This is a genomic window from Mesorhizobium sp. M0618 (assembly GCF_040320765.1).
Classification (GTDB): Bacteria; Pseudomonadota; Alphaproteobacteria; order Rhizobiales; family Rhizobiaceae; genus Mesorhizobium.
Genome location: NZ_JAMYQH010000004.1, coordinates 70,057 through 83,298 on the forward strand (window position 1 = coordinate 70,057; position 13,242 = coordinate 83,298).

Here is a 13,242-nt window from a genome sequence, read left to right on the forward strand (position 1 = left end):
GTTTGCATTTGGACGGCCGTGAGTGGGCCGGGGGCGATGGGTTAGCGTAAATCGCTGGCCGCGAAACACGATCGCCTCCCCCATTTCCGATGGGGGAGGCAGCCTTGGGAGCCCGTTTCTAGAGCTTGCCGGCGTCCTGGAGGATTTGCGTCGCCTTGGCGGCCGCATCGTCCAGTGCCTGCTTGGAGGTCTTGTCACCGAGGATCGCCGCCTGCAATTCGGGATAGACGGCGTTCGAGATCTCGATCCATTCAGGCGTCTGCGGCACGGCAAACGCGTGCTTGGCCTCTTCCTGGAAGGCGGTAAGAACCTCCTTCTTGTAAGGATCGTTTTCGGCCTGCTTCAAATCCCAGTCCCACACCGCGCTGCGGGTCGGCAGCGGGCCTGCGGCGGCCTCGAGCTTCTGGCTGTCTTCGTTGGTCAGCCACCACACCAGGGAAGCCGCGGCCTCCTTGTTGGGGCAATTCTCGGTCACCGAGAAGCCATGGAAACCTGACCAGCCGGTGCGTTTGCCGGACGAGCCCTTCGGCGCGACTTTCACGCCGACATTGCCGGCGACCTTCGACGACTTCGGATCGTTGAAGAAGCCAGCCCAGCCCGGCCAGTCCAGGTTGATGGCGACGGTGCCGGACGCAAAGCCCTGGCCGAGATCGTCCCAGAGATAGTTGGTGGTTCCGGCCGGTACGGCCTTGGCCTTGTAAAGGTTGACGAACCAGTCGAGCGCCCGGATGCCGGCCTCGGAATTGAAGACCGGCTTGCCGTCCTTGTCGAGATACTCGCCGCCTTCAGCGACAACCATCTCGTAGAAGCGGCCGTTGATCGCCTCTTCCTTGCCGGCGAACTGCGTGCCGTAGAAATTGGGTGGGTTGGCGAAGAACTGGGCCTGGTCGGTCACTTCCTTCCAGGTGTCCGGCGGCACCAAATCATAGCCGTACTTCGCCTTGAACTTGGTCTTGTTGTCGGCGTTCTCGTACAGGCTCTTCTGGTAGTAGAGCGCCGAAACGTCGAACTGCGCACGCGGCAGCATCTCCAGCTTGCCGTCGATGGTTGCGGACGTGATCGTCGACGGCACGAAAGCGTCGATCTCTTCCTTGGGCAGCAATTTGCTGAGGTCGGTGTAAAGGCCCGTATATTGCGGCGCAAAGGACGAATGGTTCCAGCCGACGCACCAGTTGGTGCTGCCCGAGGCGATGTCGGACTTGAGCTCCTTGTCGATGTCGAAGCCGTTCTTCTTGGTCAGGATGTTGACCTTGGCGCCGGTCGCCTTCTCCCATTCGGGAATGCGCTCGTAGAGCTTTTCATATTGCTGGCCGCCGATCAGCTTCACGTCGACGGTCACGCCTTCGAACTTGCCGGGCAGGTCGCCGGCAAGGGCAGCGCCCGCACCTAACGCGAGCAACAATGCACCGGCGCACACGCCGGACAGCAGTCTGTTCATTGGTATCCTCCCTTGGTGCCGCCTCCGCGGCGACCGCAACTCGTCTGATGACAAGAAGTGCTACATTCATATACAAACAAAACATTCATGGACACGTCAAGGCGAAATTTGTTTCCGCCGCGCACGTTCCTGCGTATATGAAGGGTGAAATTCACTGGAGGATGAGCCCATGGACGACAGCGAAGACGAGCGCTATCGCGCGCCGGCGCTCGACAAGGGGCTCGATATCCTTGAACTGCTGGCGGGCGTCGACGGCGGCCTGACCCAGGCAGAAATCGCCAAGAAACTCGACCGCAGCCCCAACGAATTCTACCGTATGCTCGACCGGCTGGTGCGGCGCGGCTATGTCACCAGGCTCGACGGCGACCGCTATTCGCTGACGCTCAAGCTGTTCGGTCTGGCACAGTTGCACGCGCCGGTTCGGCGGCTGGTCTCCTATGCGACGCCGCTGATGCGTGAGCTTGCCGAGACATCGCAGCAGGCCAACCAACTCGTTGTTTTTGATCGCGGTTCTGCCGTCGTCATCGGCCAGCAAGAAGCACCGAACTACTGGGGCATATCGATCCGGGTCGGCTCCCATATCAGTCTGTTCGACACCGGCTCGGGACATGTGCTGCTCGCTTTCCGCTCACCGGAAGAGCGCCAGATGATGATTTCCGAACACGTCCGCAGCACCGACAAGACGGCGCAATCGACCGAGTTCTTCACCCGTCTCGACCAGATCCGCGACCGTGGCTACGAGATGATGGCCTCGATGCAGACAGCCGGCGTCTTCAACCTGTCCGCCCCGGTGCGCAGTTCCGACGGCAAGGCGATCGCCGCGCTGTCGATTCCCTACATCACGGTGGTCAACGCGCCTTCCGCGCCCGACATCACCAGGACGATCGAACTGTTGCTGGCAACGTGTGAAAAGCTGTCGCACCTTGCTGGATCAGCAGTAGGCTCATCGGTGTGAATTCTTATTTGAATGAAGAATTCCCCCGTGAGATGATTTGAAAAGCCAGAGGGAGGAGCCTCACCATGATCATCGATACCCATCTGCATCTCATCGATCGCTCGGCCCTGCGCTATCCCTGGCTCGCCGGCGTGCCGGCGCTCAACCGCGATTTCTCCTATGAGGACTACGCCGTGGAGGCGCAGCGTGTCGGCGTCGAGCGCGTGCTGCATATGGAGGTCGATGTCGATGCGGCCGACATCGAGGCTGAAACCGCTCGGGTCGAAGGCCTGTCACGGCAGCCCAGCAGCATGCTGGCCGGGGTGATCGCGTCCTGCCGTCCTGAGGAAGGGGACTTCGCGGCCTATCTCGAACGGCAGCGGGCAAACCCGTTCGTAAAAGGCTTTCGCCGCGTCCTCCACGTCGTGCCCGACGAGCTCTCGGAAGGTGCGGTGTTTCGCGCCAGCATAAAGCGGCTTGGCGGCACCGGCCTGACCTTCGATCTCGTCGTGCTGCCGCACCAGATCCCCAGGGCGGTCGTGCTTGCCGACCTGGCACCCGATGTGACGTTCGTCCTCGACCATTGCGGCGTCCCCGACATCAAAGGCAAGAGCGAACATCCATGGCGCGAGCATATGAGCGACATCGCCCGGCGCCCGAATGTCATGGCCAAAATCTCCGGTGTCGTCGCCTATGCCGATGCCGGCAGCTGGACGGTTGAGACGTTGCGGCCGTACGTCGAGCACACCATCAATTCATTCGGCTGGGACCGTGTCGTCTGGGGCAGCGACTGGCCGGTCTGCACGCTAGGCGGCGGTCTGTCGACCTGGGTGGCGGCGACCCATGCATTGCTCTCGGGCTGCAGCATCTCCGAGCGCGACAGGCTGTTGTCCGGCAATGCCCGCAAGCTGTGGCGGCTCGACTGACTGGTCCTTTCAGATGGTTGTCGAGACGTGCCGTTCGCGGCCATAGAGCGAAACCAGCAGCACGATGACGAAGCCGAGCGCGGCCTGCACCGCTGCGGGCTGGAAGCCGAGGCCGATCAGCAGCGTGTTGATCTCGGTCAGCACCAGCACGCCGGCGATCGTGCCGAGATAGCTTCCCCGGCCGCCGACAAGTGCTGCGCCTCCTACGACGACCGCCGCGATGGTCTGGAACAGATAGGGCTGGCCGACATCGCCATAGGCCGAACCGGTGAAGCCGAGCAGCAGCACTCCTGCCACGGCGGCGAAGAAAGCGCTTGCCGCATAGGTGATGACCCACATGCGAACCGGGTCAATCAGCGCCAGCGGCGCCGCGCCCGGATTGCTGCCCAGCGCGTAAAGCCGGCGGCCATAGGGCGTTCGCTCCAGCACCAGGACGACGAGTGCCGCCAGCACGACAAGGCTCGGCACCAGCCACGGCACCGGCAGCGGTCCGGCCGATCCGCCGATCGAGACGAAGCTGGATACCGCTTGCGGTGCGGAGCCTGACGGGAAACCCGCCGTCCACAACAGCACCAGCCCTTGCACGACCATGCCGATGCCGAGCGTGACGATGAGCGGCTGGATGTCGAGGCTGCGCGAGATCAGCCCGTTCAGCCCGCCGATGATGATCGCCAGTACGCCGACGAGGCCGCAGACCAGGACAAAATGCCAGCCATCGCCATAAAGCTGCGCCGCCACGACATTGGCAAAGCCAATGACGAAAGGGATCGACAGGTCGATGCCGCCCATGATGACGACCAGCGTCTGCCCGATCGAGGCCACGGCGAGCAGCGAGGCGAGCACCAGCATGGCGCGTATGGCAAACGGCGCGGAGTAGCCAGGAATGAGGATCGTGCCGGCGAGATGCAGAAGGGCGGCGACGCAGAAGGCGCCGACGACGCGAGCGTTGGTTGTGGCGAAGAGGTTTTGGCGCAAAACCATGTCAGCGTCTCCCCATGGCAAGACGTTCCTGCAGCGCTGTCAGCATCACGGCCAGCACCAGGATCGCGCCGTAGGCGATCTGCAGCACGAAGGTCGAGACGTTGAACGTCGTCAGCACGCTTTGCAGCAGGAAGATGTCGATGGCGCCGATGGCGGCACCCGCCACCCCACCACGGCCGCCTGCAAGGCTGACGCCGCCGAGCGCTACCGCGGCGATGGCGATCAGTGTGTAAGTTGGCCCGATGTTCGGATCGGCGGAGCCGATCAGCGCGGTCAGCATCAATCCGGCGCAGCCGCCAAGGATGCCGGTCATGATATAGGCGATGAAGCGCACGCGCGTGACATCGACGCCGGCGGTGTAGGCGGCACGGTCGTCGCTGCCCACCGCCATAAGCTGGTCGTAGTAAGGGGTGCGCCGCACCAGCCACCAGACGATGAACATCGCCGCCAGCGGCAGCATCGACAGCGGACCGGACAGTGCCTTGAGCCAGGCCGGTGCGGGACCGATCGGCGCCGGCAGGATTGTTAACGTCACGCCGGTGAGGATCAGATAGGTGCCGAGCGTCGCGACGATCGGCTGAATGCGCACGATTGTCGCCAGAAAGCCGTTCGCAGCACCCACCAGCGCCCCGACGAGCAATGCAGCCGGAACGAGCACCAGGGGCGATGAGATGCCGGTGCCGAGGAACAGCACCTGGATCGTCAAAGCGTTGACGAAGCCCATCAATGGCCCGACCGAGATGTCGATTCCGCCACGCCCGGCGAGGATGACAGGCGTGGACGCAATGGCCGCACCGATCAAGGGCGCCGCCAATCCGACCAGCGCGCCCCAGGAACCCGGCTGGAACCGCCCGGGGCTGAGGATAAGATTGATCGCAAGCAGCACGACCAGCAGCACCACCGCGAAGCCGAAATTTCGCCCAAGGGACAGGAGGCGCGCAACAGGGTTCATGCCGCACGTCCGAACATGGCTGATATCACGCTGTCGGTGGTGAGCGCGTCGCCAGAGATCTCGGCCGCGACTTCATTCTCACGGAACACCAGCACGCGCTGGCACAGGAGAAGAATCTCCTCGATTTCACTGGATAGGATGACGAGCCCCATGCCGTCGGACGCCAGCCCGCGAAACACGTCGTAGAGCACATGCCGCGTCGCCACGTCGACGCCACGCGTCGGATCGTTGAGGAGCAGGATCGCGGGCTCCAGCGCCAAGGCACGCGCCAACAGCACCTTCTGCTGGTTGCCGCCCGAAAGAGTGGTGATCGGCGCATCGGGCCGGGGCGCCACTATCGAGAGTTTTTCGCGATAGAAGTCGTAGCGCGCCTTGCGTGCCGACGGGCTGATTAGCCCGAGCCGCGTGTCGCGCGACAAGGTCGAGACGGCGAAATTGTCGAGCACCGACTGTGTCGGGAAAATGCCGTTGGCGCGCCGGTCGCGCGGCAAATAGGCGATGCCGCTGGCGACAGCCTTGCGAAACCCGGTAATCTTTCGGGAGGCATCCGATGAACCGAGTTCGATCGAGCCGCCATGGGGCGGTTCCAGGCCGGCAAGCATCTTGAGAAACAGCTCCTGGCCATGACCATCGAGACCGGCAAGCCCGACGATCTCACCCGGAGCGATTGCCTGCGTGATCGGGCTGGCGCCGGGCGCGATGACAAGGTCCCGAACGGCAAGACCACCAAAATCGAGGGCGGCGCGATCAGCCATGCTGCAGCTCCGCCGCCGTGCGTGGCGCCATCGCCTTGAGAAGTTCAGCCGGCGTCGAAGCGCCGCGCTCCTCGGTGCGCACGACGCTGCCGCCGCGCAGGATCGAGATGCGATCCGACAGCGACATCACCTCGTCCATGCGGTGGGTGATGAACAGGATCAGGCAGCCTTCGCCGGCCAGCGCGCGCATCAGGGAAAAGACGGATTCGCGATCGGCGAAGTCGAGCGCGGCGGTGACCTCGTCGAGGATCAGGATCTTTGGGTTGCGCACGATCGCGCGGGCGAGAACGACCAATTGCTGCGCGGCAAGCGGCAGCAGGCCGGCTGGCTTGTCGAGGGGGACGTCGGTAACCGCGAAGCGCTTCAGCGCGGCTTTCGCCCGGTCACGGCGCTCGTTGCGGGGAACAGCGCGCCGGACCAGCCCGTCGAGGCCGAGCAGGATGTTATCGATGACGCTGCAGTCCGGCGCGATCAGCACCTCCTGGAACACCGTGGCGAAGCCTTGCGCCTGGAAGGCCGATGGATTGGCGCCAGAAAATGGCTTGCCGTGCAGCAGGATCACGCCGCTGTCCGGCTGGACGATGCCGGACAGCAGCTTGACCATCGTGCTCTTGCCCGAGCCGTTCTCGCCCAGGATGGTGTGGATGGTTCCCGCCCGAAACGCGATCGATGCGTCCGCGAGCGCGATCGTCTCGCCATAGCGTTTGGATATGGTTTTGATTTCAAGCATGTCGCATTTCGATGCTGGCAGGCCGGCTTCCCGAAAGGAGCCGGCCTGCTGAGAGACTAGCAGGCGTCACTTTGCACAGGCATCGGGCACCTTCGAATAATCCCAGCCCTTGGTCGGCGCCGGGTTCGAGAAATAGGCGTCGAGCCATTCCTCCGGCATCGGATCTTTCGGCGGGATCGGGAAGATCGACACGGCATCCGTCGTCATGCAGTCCTTGTACCAGGCACCGAGATCGGCGGTGTGGACAGGCGGGATCGGGATCAGCAGCGTGTTCAGCTTCGGCTTCTGTCCGTCGAGCATGCGCTCGCCGACGCGGAACAGTGTTTGCGCGGTCCAGTGCGGCAGCACCGCATGGCCTTCGAAGCGGTACTTGTCGGGGTTGGCCTTCCAGTAGCCCAGCGCGTCCCCGGTGATCGAGCCGGTGATCAATGGCGCCGGCCGGCCGGCTTCCGCGAAGGCTTCGGCAACGACACGGCTTTCGCTGCCTGTCGTCCACACCGCATCGATCGGCGCCGGGTTGGTGGCGATCGCCTGCAGCACCACGGTCTTGGTGACGTTGGCTGTCCAGTTGCCGTTGACGTTGCGCGAAATCTTCAGCTTCGGATTTTCGGCCAGCGCCTTGTCCGCGCCCTGGCGCTCCTGCACCACGATCGGGTGTCCGGCGATGCCTTCGACCAGAAGGATGCTGGCGCCGTCCGGCTGCGCCTTGGCGATCGCCGTCATCATGTCATAGCCCCAGCGCGCATAGTTGGAATCGACATTGATCGCGTTGGGGCTCGTCACCGAGCCGGCCGCTGTGATGAACGGAATGCCGGACTTGGCGGCAGCGTCGATTGCATCGTCGAGCGCCGTCGCCGAGCCCGGCACCGACGTGATGATAGAGCATTTCTTGTCGATGAAGGCGCGGATCTGGTTGATCTGCTGGCTGGCGTCGTTGTTGGAATCCGACACCTCGAAGCTGGAGACGGTGCCGTCGGCGATCAGCCCGTCGACAAGACGCTTCAACTCCTTGGTCACCGTGACCCGCCACGGGTTGCCCTGGTAGGATTCCGAGTGGCACCATTTCCACGGCTTTGGCGGCGCGTTGAAATTCTCCCAGGCCGAAGGCAATACCTTCTGGGGCGCTCCGTCATACTGCGCCTTGAGTTCGGTCGGCAGTCCACCGATGACGCCTTGCACATCCTGTGCAAAGGCGGCCGTTGCAAGCGAGGCAAGCGCCGTTGCGGCCAGCAGGCCGCGGATCATTCCTGTCATTCTTGTTCTCCTCCGTTCGGTTTGGTTCAGGCTCCTCCACCGGCAGCGCCGGACACCTGCACCGGGGAACTCTCCCGAAACAGGCGATTGAGATCGGCAACGACCTGTCGGGCTTGATGCCGGAAGGTCATGCCGGAAAGGATGCGTTCGGACGCGGCCTGCTGGAACGCCATGTAGCCGTCATGGCGCGGCCGCACCCATGCACCCTCCAGCGTCGCGCGCGTGTCCCGGTAGAAATTGCCGGTCGCTTCATTGACGGCCTGATCTTCCCAGGCCGCTGCATGGCCGGGCTGGCCGCCGGCGGCGGCATAGGCGCCGCGCTGGACATCGCCGCTCGAGACCCAATAGGCAAAGTCGATCGCGGCATCCCTGGCTTTGGAAAAGGCTGATACGGCTATGCCGGTGCCGCCGAGCGCCGAACCGATCGGGCCGCCGAAACCGATGACCGGAACATCGGCAAAGGCCAGCCGGTTCGCCCGAAAGCCAGTCGTCGCATAGGAAACATAACCATAGATCAGTGGCGCGCAGACGAACCTGGAACCGGCCTCCGCCATGCGCTCCGAGACGGCAATCGGATCCATCTCCAAGCAAGCCGGATCAACGAGCGCTGCAATCTCGCGCATTGCTTCAAACACTTCGCTACCGGCGTCAACATCGATGAGATCGTGGGATGGATCGGTGGTGCAAGGACGGCCGAGATTGCCTGCGAATGTGTAAAACACCATCAACACGTGAGGCGGCCGCAGCGGCAGCAGCACACGGCCTTGCCGGGCGAGATCGAGCACTTCGCTCCAGCGCGCCGGTGGCGCCTCGATCGCATCCGGCCGCCATGCCTGGACCTGGGTTGCCGCATCGATCGGGAAAGCCCATTGCCGTCCTTGCCAGTTGTAGCTCGGATAGGACTGGCCGACGCTGCCCGAGGCAAGGGCCGTGCGTTCCGCCTCGCGTCCGGCGACATCCAGCGGCTCCAGGCAGCCTTCGGCCATGATCTGGCCGACATGCGGATGGTCGATGACGATGAGATCATAGGCGCGCGCCAGATCCTCCACCGGGAAGGATTCGAAATCCTGCAGCGAGCGCTTGTCCCATTCGATGGCAATACCGGTCTTCTGCTGCCACAGCGCCGAGCAGGCGACCATCGGATCGTAGCCACGCGGATGGCTCCAGGTCATGCCCTTGAGGATGGGCACGCTCACAGGCCGAACTCCGCGCGGATGGCGGCACTGTGCTCGCCGATGCGTGGTGCTGCCCGGTCGACCTTGGCCCTGATGCCATCGACCCGGAGCGGCGAACTCGTGGTGAGGATCGAGACATCATCCTCGCGCGTCACCGTCTGCAGCATATCGAGCGACTGGAACCCCTCGCTTGCCAGCATCTCGGGCCAGGTCAGCACTTTGGCGCACCAGATGTCGGCCGGCTCAAGGATATCAAGCCATTCGTCGATGGTTTTGGTGGCGATCCGCTGTGCGATGATCGCCTTGATGTCGTCGCGCGCGGTGAACCAGGATGCGGGCTTGTCGCGATAGGGTGCGAGTTCGCCGAGCGACAGCAGATCGGCCAGTTTGGGGATCGGCGTCATGGCGATGGCGAGGTAACCGTCTTTCGCCGGATAGACGCCGTAAGGCGCCGACAGATAGGCATGCGCGCTGCGGAAGCTGGAGCGCCTGGGCAGCCGGCGGCCGTCATTGAGATGCGTCGTCAGCACCTCGAACTGGAAATCGACCAGCGCTTCCAGCAGGCTGGTTTCGATATGGCTGCCCTGACCGGTGATGCCGCGCCGCACCAGTGCGGCCAGAATGCCCTGCGCACAGGCGGCACCAGCCAGCATGTCGCCGATGGCGAGGCCGAACGGCACCGGTCCCTGATCCTCGTCGCCGTTCAGCCACATCACGCCGGAACGCGCCTGCGCCAGCAGATCCTGGCCGGGTCGCTTGACCCATGGTCCGTCTTCGCCATAGCCGCTGATCGAGGCATAGACCAGCCGCGGATTGATCTTGCGGACTGCCTCATAGTCCAGGCCGAGCCGCTCGATGACGCCCGGCCGGAAATTCTGGATCAGTACATCCGCCTTGGCCAGAAGGCCGCGCAACGCTTCGAGATCGGCCTCGTTCTTGAGGTCTATGGCAAGACTTTCCTTGGCCCTGTTGATGGCATGGAAGATGGTGGAGTCGCCGCCGATCTCGGTGTCGCTGAGATAGAGCCGGCGCGACAGGTCGCCGCCATCCGGACGCTCGATCTTGATGACGCGGGCGCCGAGATCGAGCAGCCTGAGTGAGCAGTACGGGCCCGACAGGAACTGGCTCATGTCGACGACGACGAGACCGGCGAGCGGCAATTCGGCTGCTGCCGGCATCTCTATTTCTCCGTCTTGCCGATGAAGTCGGCCGGGTTGCGGTACTTCACCGTCTGCAGATGCTCGCAATAGAGAACGAGCTCGCCTTCGCCCTTGAAAACCTCATAGCTGGCGCGGATCAGCCCCATCTCCTTGTAGCGGGGTGTCTTGTCGAGGTTGGAGCGGATCGAATAGATCGTGTCGCCAATGAAGACAGGCTTTATGAAACGGAGCTTGTCGTAGCCATAGGAAAAGGCATTGACGCAATTGGTGGCGACCAGGCCGAGGCCAGCCGAGAAGACAAAGGCGCCGGCGATCAGCCGCTTGCCAAAAATGCCTTCGCTCTCGGCAAATATCTGGTCCTGCACATAGGGGTGGATGTCGAGCACCAGCGTGTTGAACAAATGGCTATCGCCTTCGGCCATGGTCCGTCGCAACGAGCGGATCTTCTGCCCGACCGGCCAATCCTCATAGAACCAGTTTTCGGCGTTCCACACCGGCAGCGCGGCGTGATCCCCAGGCATGTTCTTGGGATGCGTCGAGGCGACACCGACGGTGGGCGCGAAATCGTTCATGGCCGGCACCGCCGGCCTTGTATGGGGCACGTCACAGCTGCCGGAAAACGCATCAAGGCGTCGAAATGCAAGACGTTTCCTCCGTTAATCTTCTTTTGTAAATAGTATTTTCACATATGGGGTTGCGTTGCAAGCGTGAACAGGCGAAATTTTGGCTGCTCCCGCGCGCCGAAGCGCAGGCGGGCAGGGAGGAAATCATGCGCGAGGATTGTCTGGTCTTTGTCGGCAGCCTGAACCGCGAGGCGCCGTATTTTCAGGGCGCTCGGGGTGTCGGTCTCGGCGTCTACAGCTTTGACGAGACGACGCTGGAAACACGAAAACTGGCCGAGACCAACGATGTCGACAATCCGACCTTCCTCTCGGTGACACCGGACGGCTCGCACATCTATGCCAATTCGGAAGTCTTCACCTGGCGCGAGGGCACCGTCTCCGCCTACAGCTTCGATCGAGCTTCTGGTACGCTCATTTATCTGAACAAGCAGCCGTCGCTCGGCAGCATCACCGCCCACAACACCATCACCCGCGACGGGACAAAACTGCTGGTCGCAAACTACGGCATGGGCGAGGGCGGCCCGGATCGCGCGGTGGCTGTCTATGGCTTCGAGGAGAATGGAGCGTTGTCAGCGCCGCTCGCCAGCGTTTCGCATGAGGGCAGCGGCCCGAATGCGGCGCGGCAGGAACGCTCGCATGCGCACAGCGTCACCGAAACCATCGGAGGTGGGACAGTCATCGTCGCCGACCTCGGCATCGACCGGCTGGTGTCTTACCGGATCGAGCGCGACGGCAATCTGGCCAAGCTAGCCGAATCTGCTTTGCCGCACGGCGCCGGCCCGCGCCATCTGGCGCTGCATCCGAACGAACGTTTCGTCTTTGTCATGAACGAATTGGATTCGACCATCGTGTCGATGGTACTGGACGAAGCCACGGGCAAGCTCTCGTTCATCGATGCCAAGCCGGCGGTGCCGGCCGAGGCACGCGACAGCAACCACTGCGCCGACATACAGATTTCCCCGGATGGCCGTTTTGTCTACGGCTCCAACCGTGGCCACGACAGCGTCGTCATCATGGCGGTCGACCAGCAGACAGGATCGCTGAGCCTCGTCGGCTACGTCCCTTGCGGCGGTGCGACGCCACGCAACCTCGCGCTGACGCCGTCAGGCGGCCATCTGTTTTCCGCCAACCAGAATGACGACCGCATCTCGATCTTCGCGCGCGACGCCGAGACCGGCATGCTCAGCGACACCAGGCGCGCCATCGAGATCGGCACGCCGATGTGCGTCAAGATCGTGCGCTGAACGCCCACAACTGTGAAGCCTTGGACAAAATCGCCCTGGGCTCAAGCCTGTTGTATCGCCGATAGCTTCCAATTCGAGCCATTCTCACGCACGAATGTCCACAGCTCGGTCGTCTCTGTCGGATGATCATCGTCGCCCGCGACGACCTTGCCGCTGGCCCGTTCGCGCGTCACGTCACGAGACTCGTAGCGCAATGCGGCCGTGGCGTAGTCGTGGTCATCCTCACGCCAGCTTTCAGCGACGTCGGCCTGCAGCAAGGTGATGTCCGTTACCTCGTTCCTGAGACCTTTCTGGGCATTGTCGGCCAGCTCTTCCGACAGATAGGACACCATTTCGGGGGTAACAGCCCGGCGCAGAGCGGCATGGTCTTCGCGCCCGAATGCTTCCTGGACATCGGTCAACAGCTGCTGGAATGCGTCGAGGTCGGTCTGAGCCAGCGTGATCTCATCAGAACCGATGGCCGGAGAGCTTCCGCCCGAAACACCGCCAAAGCCAGGAATTGTGAAGGAGCCTGCAGTCTGCTGCCCTGCCGTTGCGCGGTTCTCAAATCTCGAAGCCTGGGCATTGCCGACACCGGCGAGCGCTGGCGCAGGACCACGCGCCGATTGCGAGCGGAAGAAGCGGATAGCCAGCATGATCGTGCCACCGATGAGCAGGGCCTGAAGCAGGAAACCGAACATGCCGGCCAGGCCGCCGAAGCCTTGGCCGACGAGCAGGCCGATCAGGCCGCCGAGCAGCAGGCCGCGCATCATCGTTCCACCGAAACCGCTCATGAAGCCGGGCCTCTGCGGGCCGGCCTGCGGCTGCTGGGCCGCGTTGTTCGCACCGGTGTTGGGCGTCATCGAACGCTCGACTGGAGCGGTCGGGGCCGGTGCGGTCCTGGTCGGCGGTGCCGATTGGAACGTGCGCATGCCACGACTGCCGAAACTGCCGCCGCGGCGCGCCTCGGCATGGTCTATCGCAACCATCGAAAACGCCAGGAACAGTCCTGCAAAGAGGGCTGCAAATCGGCTTGTACGGGAAGTCATCGGAGATGAACCTTTGTCTCTGCGGTTTCGGAAGTTTTCAGC

General features: G+C 63.2%; 13 protein-coding genes. 3 read left to right on the top strand and 10 right to left on the bottom strand.

The features are described from left to right. Positions 1-118: 118 nt before the first annotated feature. Complete coding sequence (locus NKJ04_RS06150; RefSeq protein WP_352673943.1) at positions 119-1,438, bottom strand: ABC transporter substrate-binding protein; 1,320 nt, start codon at positions 1,436-1,438, stop codon at positions 119-121. A gap of 169 nt (positions 1,439-1,607) precedes the next feature. On the opposite strand from NKJ04_RS06150, the gene NKJ04_RS06155 reads away from it, so the two are divergent. Then, on the top strand, positions 1,608-2,393 hold the full coding sequence (locus NKJ04_RS06155; protein ID WP_023808863.1) for an IclR family transcriptional regulator: 786 nt from the start codon (positions 1,608-1,610) through the stop codon (positions 2,391-2,393). A 65-nt stretch (positions 2,394-2,458) separates the two neighbouring features. Next, on the top strand, positions 2,459-3,298 hold the full coding sequence (locus NKJ04_RS06160; protein WP_352673945.1) for an amidohydrolase family protein: 840 nt from the start codon (positions 2,459-2,461) through the stop codon (positions 3,296-3,298). A gap of 9 nt (positions 3,299-3,307) precedes the next feature. Here the strand turns inward: NKJ04_RS06160 and NKJ04_RS06165 are convergent, their stop codons facing one another. From NKJ04_RS06165 to NKJ04_RS06200, 8 genes are all read right to left on the bottom strand, one after another. Then, positions 3,308-4,279: an ABC transporter permease gene (locus tag NKJ04_RS06165; RefSeq protein WP_023808862.1), complete on the bottom strand. Its 972-nt coding sequence runs from the start codon at positions 4,277-4,279 to the stop codon at positions 3,308-3,310. Position 4,280: 1 nt separating this feature from the next. Further along, complete coding sequence (locus tag NKJ04_RS06170) at positions 4,281-5,231, bottom strand: ABC transporter permease (protein WP_352440085.1); 951 nt, start codon at positions 5,229-5,231, stop codon at positions 4,281-4,283. Then, positions 5,228-5,986, bottom strand: a complete 759-nt coding sequence (locus tag NKJ04_RS06175) for an ATP-binding cassette domain-containing protein (protein WP_023808860.1) — start codon at positions 5,984-5,986, stop codon at positions 5,228-5,230. The genes NKJ04_RS06170 and NKJ04_RS06175 overlap by 4 nt, the downstream gene beginning before the upstream one ends. Further along, positions 5,979-6,716, bottom strand: coding sequence for an ATP-binding cassette domain-containing protein (locus tag NKJ04_RS06180; RefSeq protein ID WP_352673947.1), 738 nt, complete (start codon positions 6,714-6,716; stop codon positions 5,979-5,981). The genes NKJ04_RS06175 and NKJ04_RS06180 overlap by 8 nt, the downstream gene beginning before the upstream one ends. Before the next feature lie 66 nt (positions 6,717-6,782). Continuing rightward, positions 6,783-7,970, bottom strand: coding sequence for an ABC transporter substrate-binding protein (locus tag NKJ04_RS06185; RefSeq protein WP_352673948.1), 1,188 nt, complete (start codon positions 7,968-7,970; stop codon positions 6,783-6,785). Between the two features lie 26 nt (positions 7,971-7,996). Then, positions 7,997-9,166: an extracellular solute-binding protein gene (locus tag NKJ04_RS06190; RefSeq protein ID WP_352673950.1), complete on the bottom strand. Its 1,170-nt coding sequence runs from the start codon at positions 9,164-9,166 to the stop codon at positions 7,997-7,999. Beyond that, entirely contained in the window at positions 9,163-10,323 is a 1,161-nt protein-coding gene (locus NKJ04_RS06195; RefSeq protein ID WP_352673951.1) for a CaiB/BaiF CoA transferase family protein, read from the bottom strand. Before NKJ04_RS06195 ends, NKJ04_RS06190 begins: the two co-directional genes overlap by 4 nt. 2 nt (positions 10,324-10,325) lie before the next feature. Beyond that, positions 10,326-10,877, bottom strand: coding sequence for a MaoC family dehydratase (locus tag NKJ04_RS06200; RefSeq protein ID WP_352673953.1), 552 nt, complete (start codon positions 10,875-10,877; stop codon positions 10,326-10,328). 197 nt (positions 10,878-11,074) lie between these two features. Here NKJ04_RS06200 and NKJ04_RS06205 point away from each other — a divergent pair, with 197 nt between their 5' ends. Further along, a complete protein-coding gene (locus NKJ04_RS06205) occupies positions 11,075-12,172 on the top strand; it encodes a lactonase family protein (RefSeq protein ID WP_352673954.1) in 1,098 nt (365 codons plus the stop codon). 41 nt (positions 12,173-12,213) lie between these two features. Here the strand turns inward: NKJ04_RS06205 and NKJ04_RS06210 are convergent, their stop codons facing one another. Then, positions 12,214-13,200 carry a Tim44 domain-containing protein gene (locus NKJ04_RS06210; RefSeq protein ID WP_352673955.1) on the bottom strand — a complete coding sequence of 329 codons (987 nt, stop codon included), beginning with the start codon at positions 13,198-13,200 and terminating at the stop codon, positions 12,214-12,216. Between the last annotated feature and the right edge of the window lie 42 nt (positions 13,201-13,242).

Coding starts and splice junctions, on each gene's coding strand:
- NKJ04_RS06185 (WP_352673948.1), bottom strand. CDS start 7,970: ATGACAGGAATGATCCGCGGCCTGCTGGCCGCAACGGCGCTTGCCTCG.
- NKJ04_RS06170 (WP_352440085.1), bottom strand. CDS start 5,231: ATGAACCCTGTTGCGCGCCTCCTGTCCCTTGGGCGAAATTTCGGCTTC.
- NKJ04_RS06165 (WP_023808862.1), bottom strand. CDS start 4,279: ATGGTTTTGCGCCAAAACCTCTTCGCCACAACCAACGCTCGCGTCGTC.
- NKJ04_RS06210 (WP_352673955.1), bottom strand. CDS start 13,200: ATGACTTCCCGTACAAGCCGATTTGCAGCCCTCTTTGCAGGACTGTTC.
- NKJ04_RS06200 (WP_352673953.1), bottom strand. CDS start 10,877: ATGAACGATTTCGCGCCCACCGTCGGTGTCGCCTCGACGCATCCCAAG.
- NKJ04_RS06205 (WP_352673954.1), top strand. CDS start 11,075: ATGCGCGAGGATTGTCTGGTCTTTGTCGGCAGCCTGAACCGCGAGGCG.
- NKJ04_RS06160 (WP_352673945.1), top strand. CDS start 2,459: ATGATCATCGATACCCATCTGCATCTCATCGATCGCTCGGCCCTGCGC.
- NKJ04_RS06155 (WP_023808863.1), top strand. CDS start 1,608: ATGGACGACAGCGAAGACGAGCGCTATCGCGCGCCGGCGCTCGACAAG.
- NKJ04_RS06150 (WP_352673943.1), bottom strand. CDS start 1,438: ATGAACAGACTGCTGTCCGGCGTGTGCGCCGGTGCATTGTTGCTCGCG.
- NKJ04_RS06195 (WP_352673951.1), bottom strand. CDS start 10,323: ATGCCGGCAGCAGCCGAATTGCCGCTCGCCGGTCTCGTCGTCGTCGAC.
- NKJ04_RS06180 (WP_352673947.1), bottom strand. CDS start 6,716: ATGCTTGAAATCAAAACCATATCCAAACGCTATGGCGAGACGATCGCG.
- NKJ04_RS06175 (WP_023808860.1), bottom strand. CDS start 5,986: ATGGCTGATCGCGCCGCCCTCGATTTTGGTGGTCTTGCCGTTCGGGAC.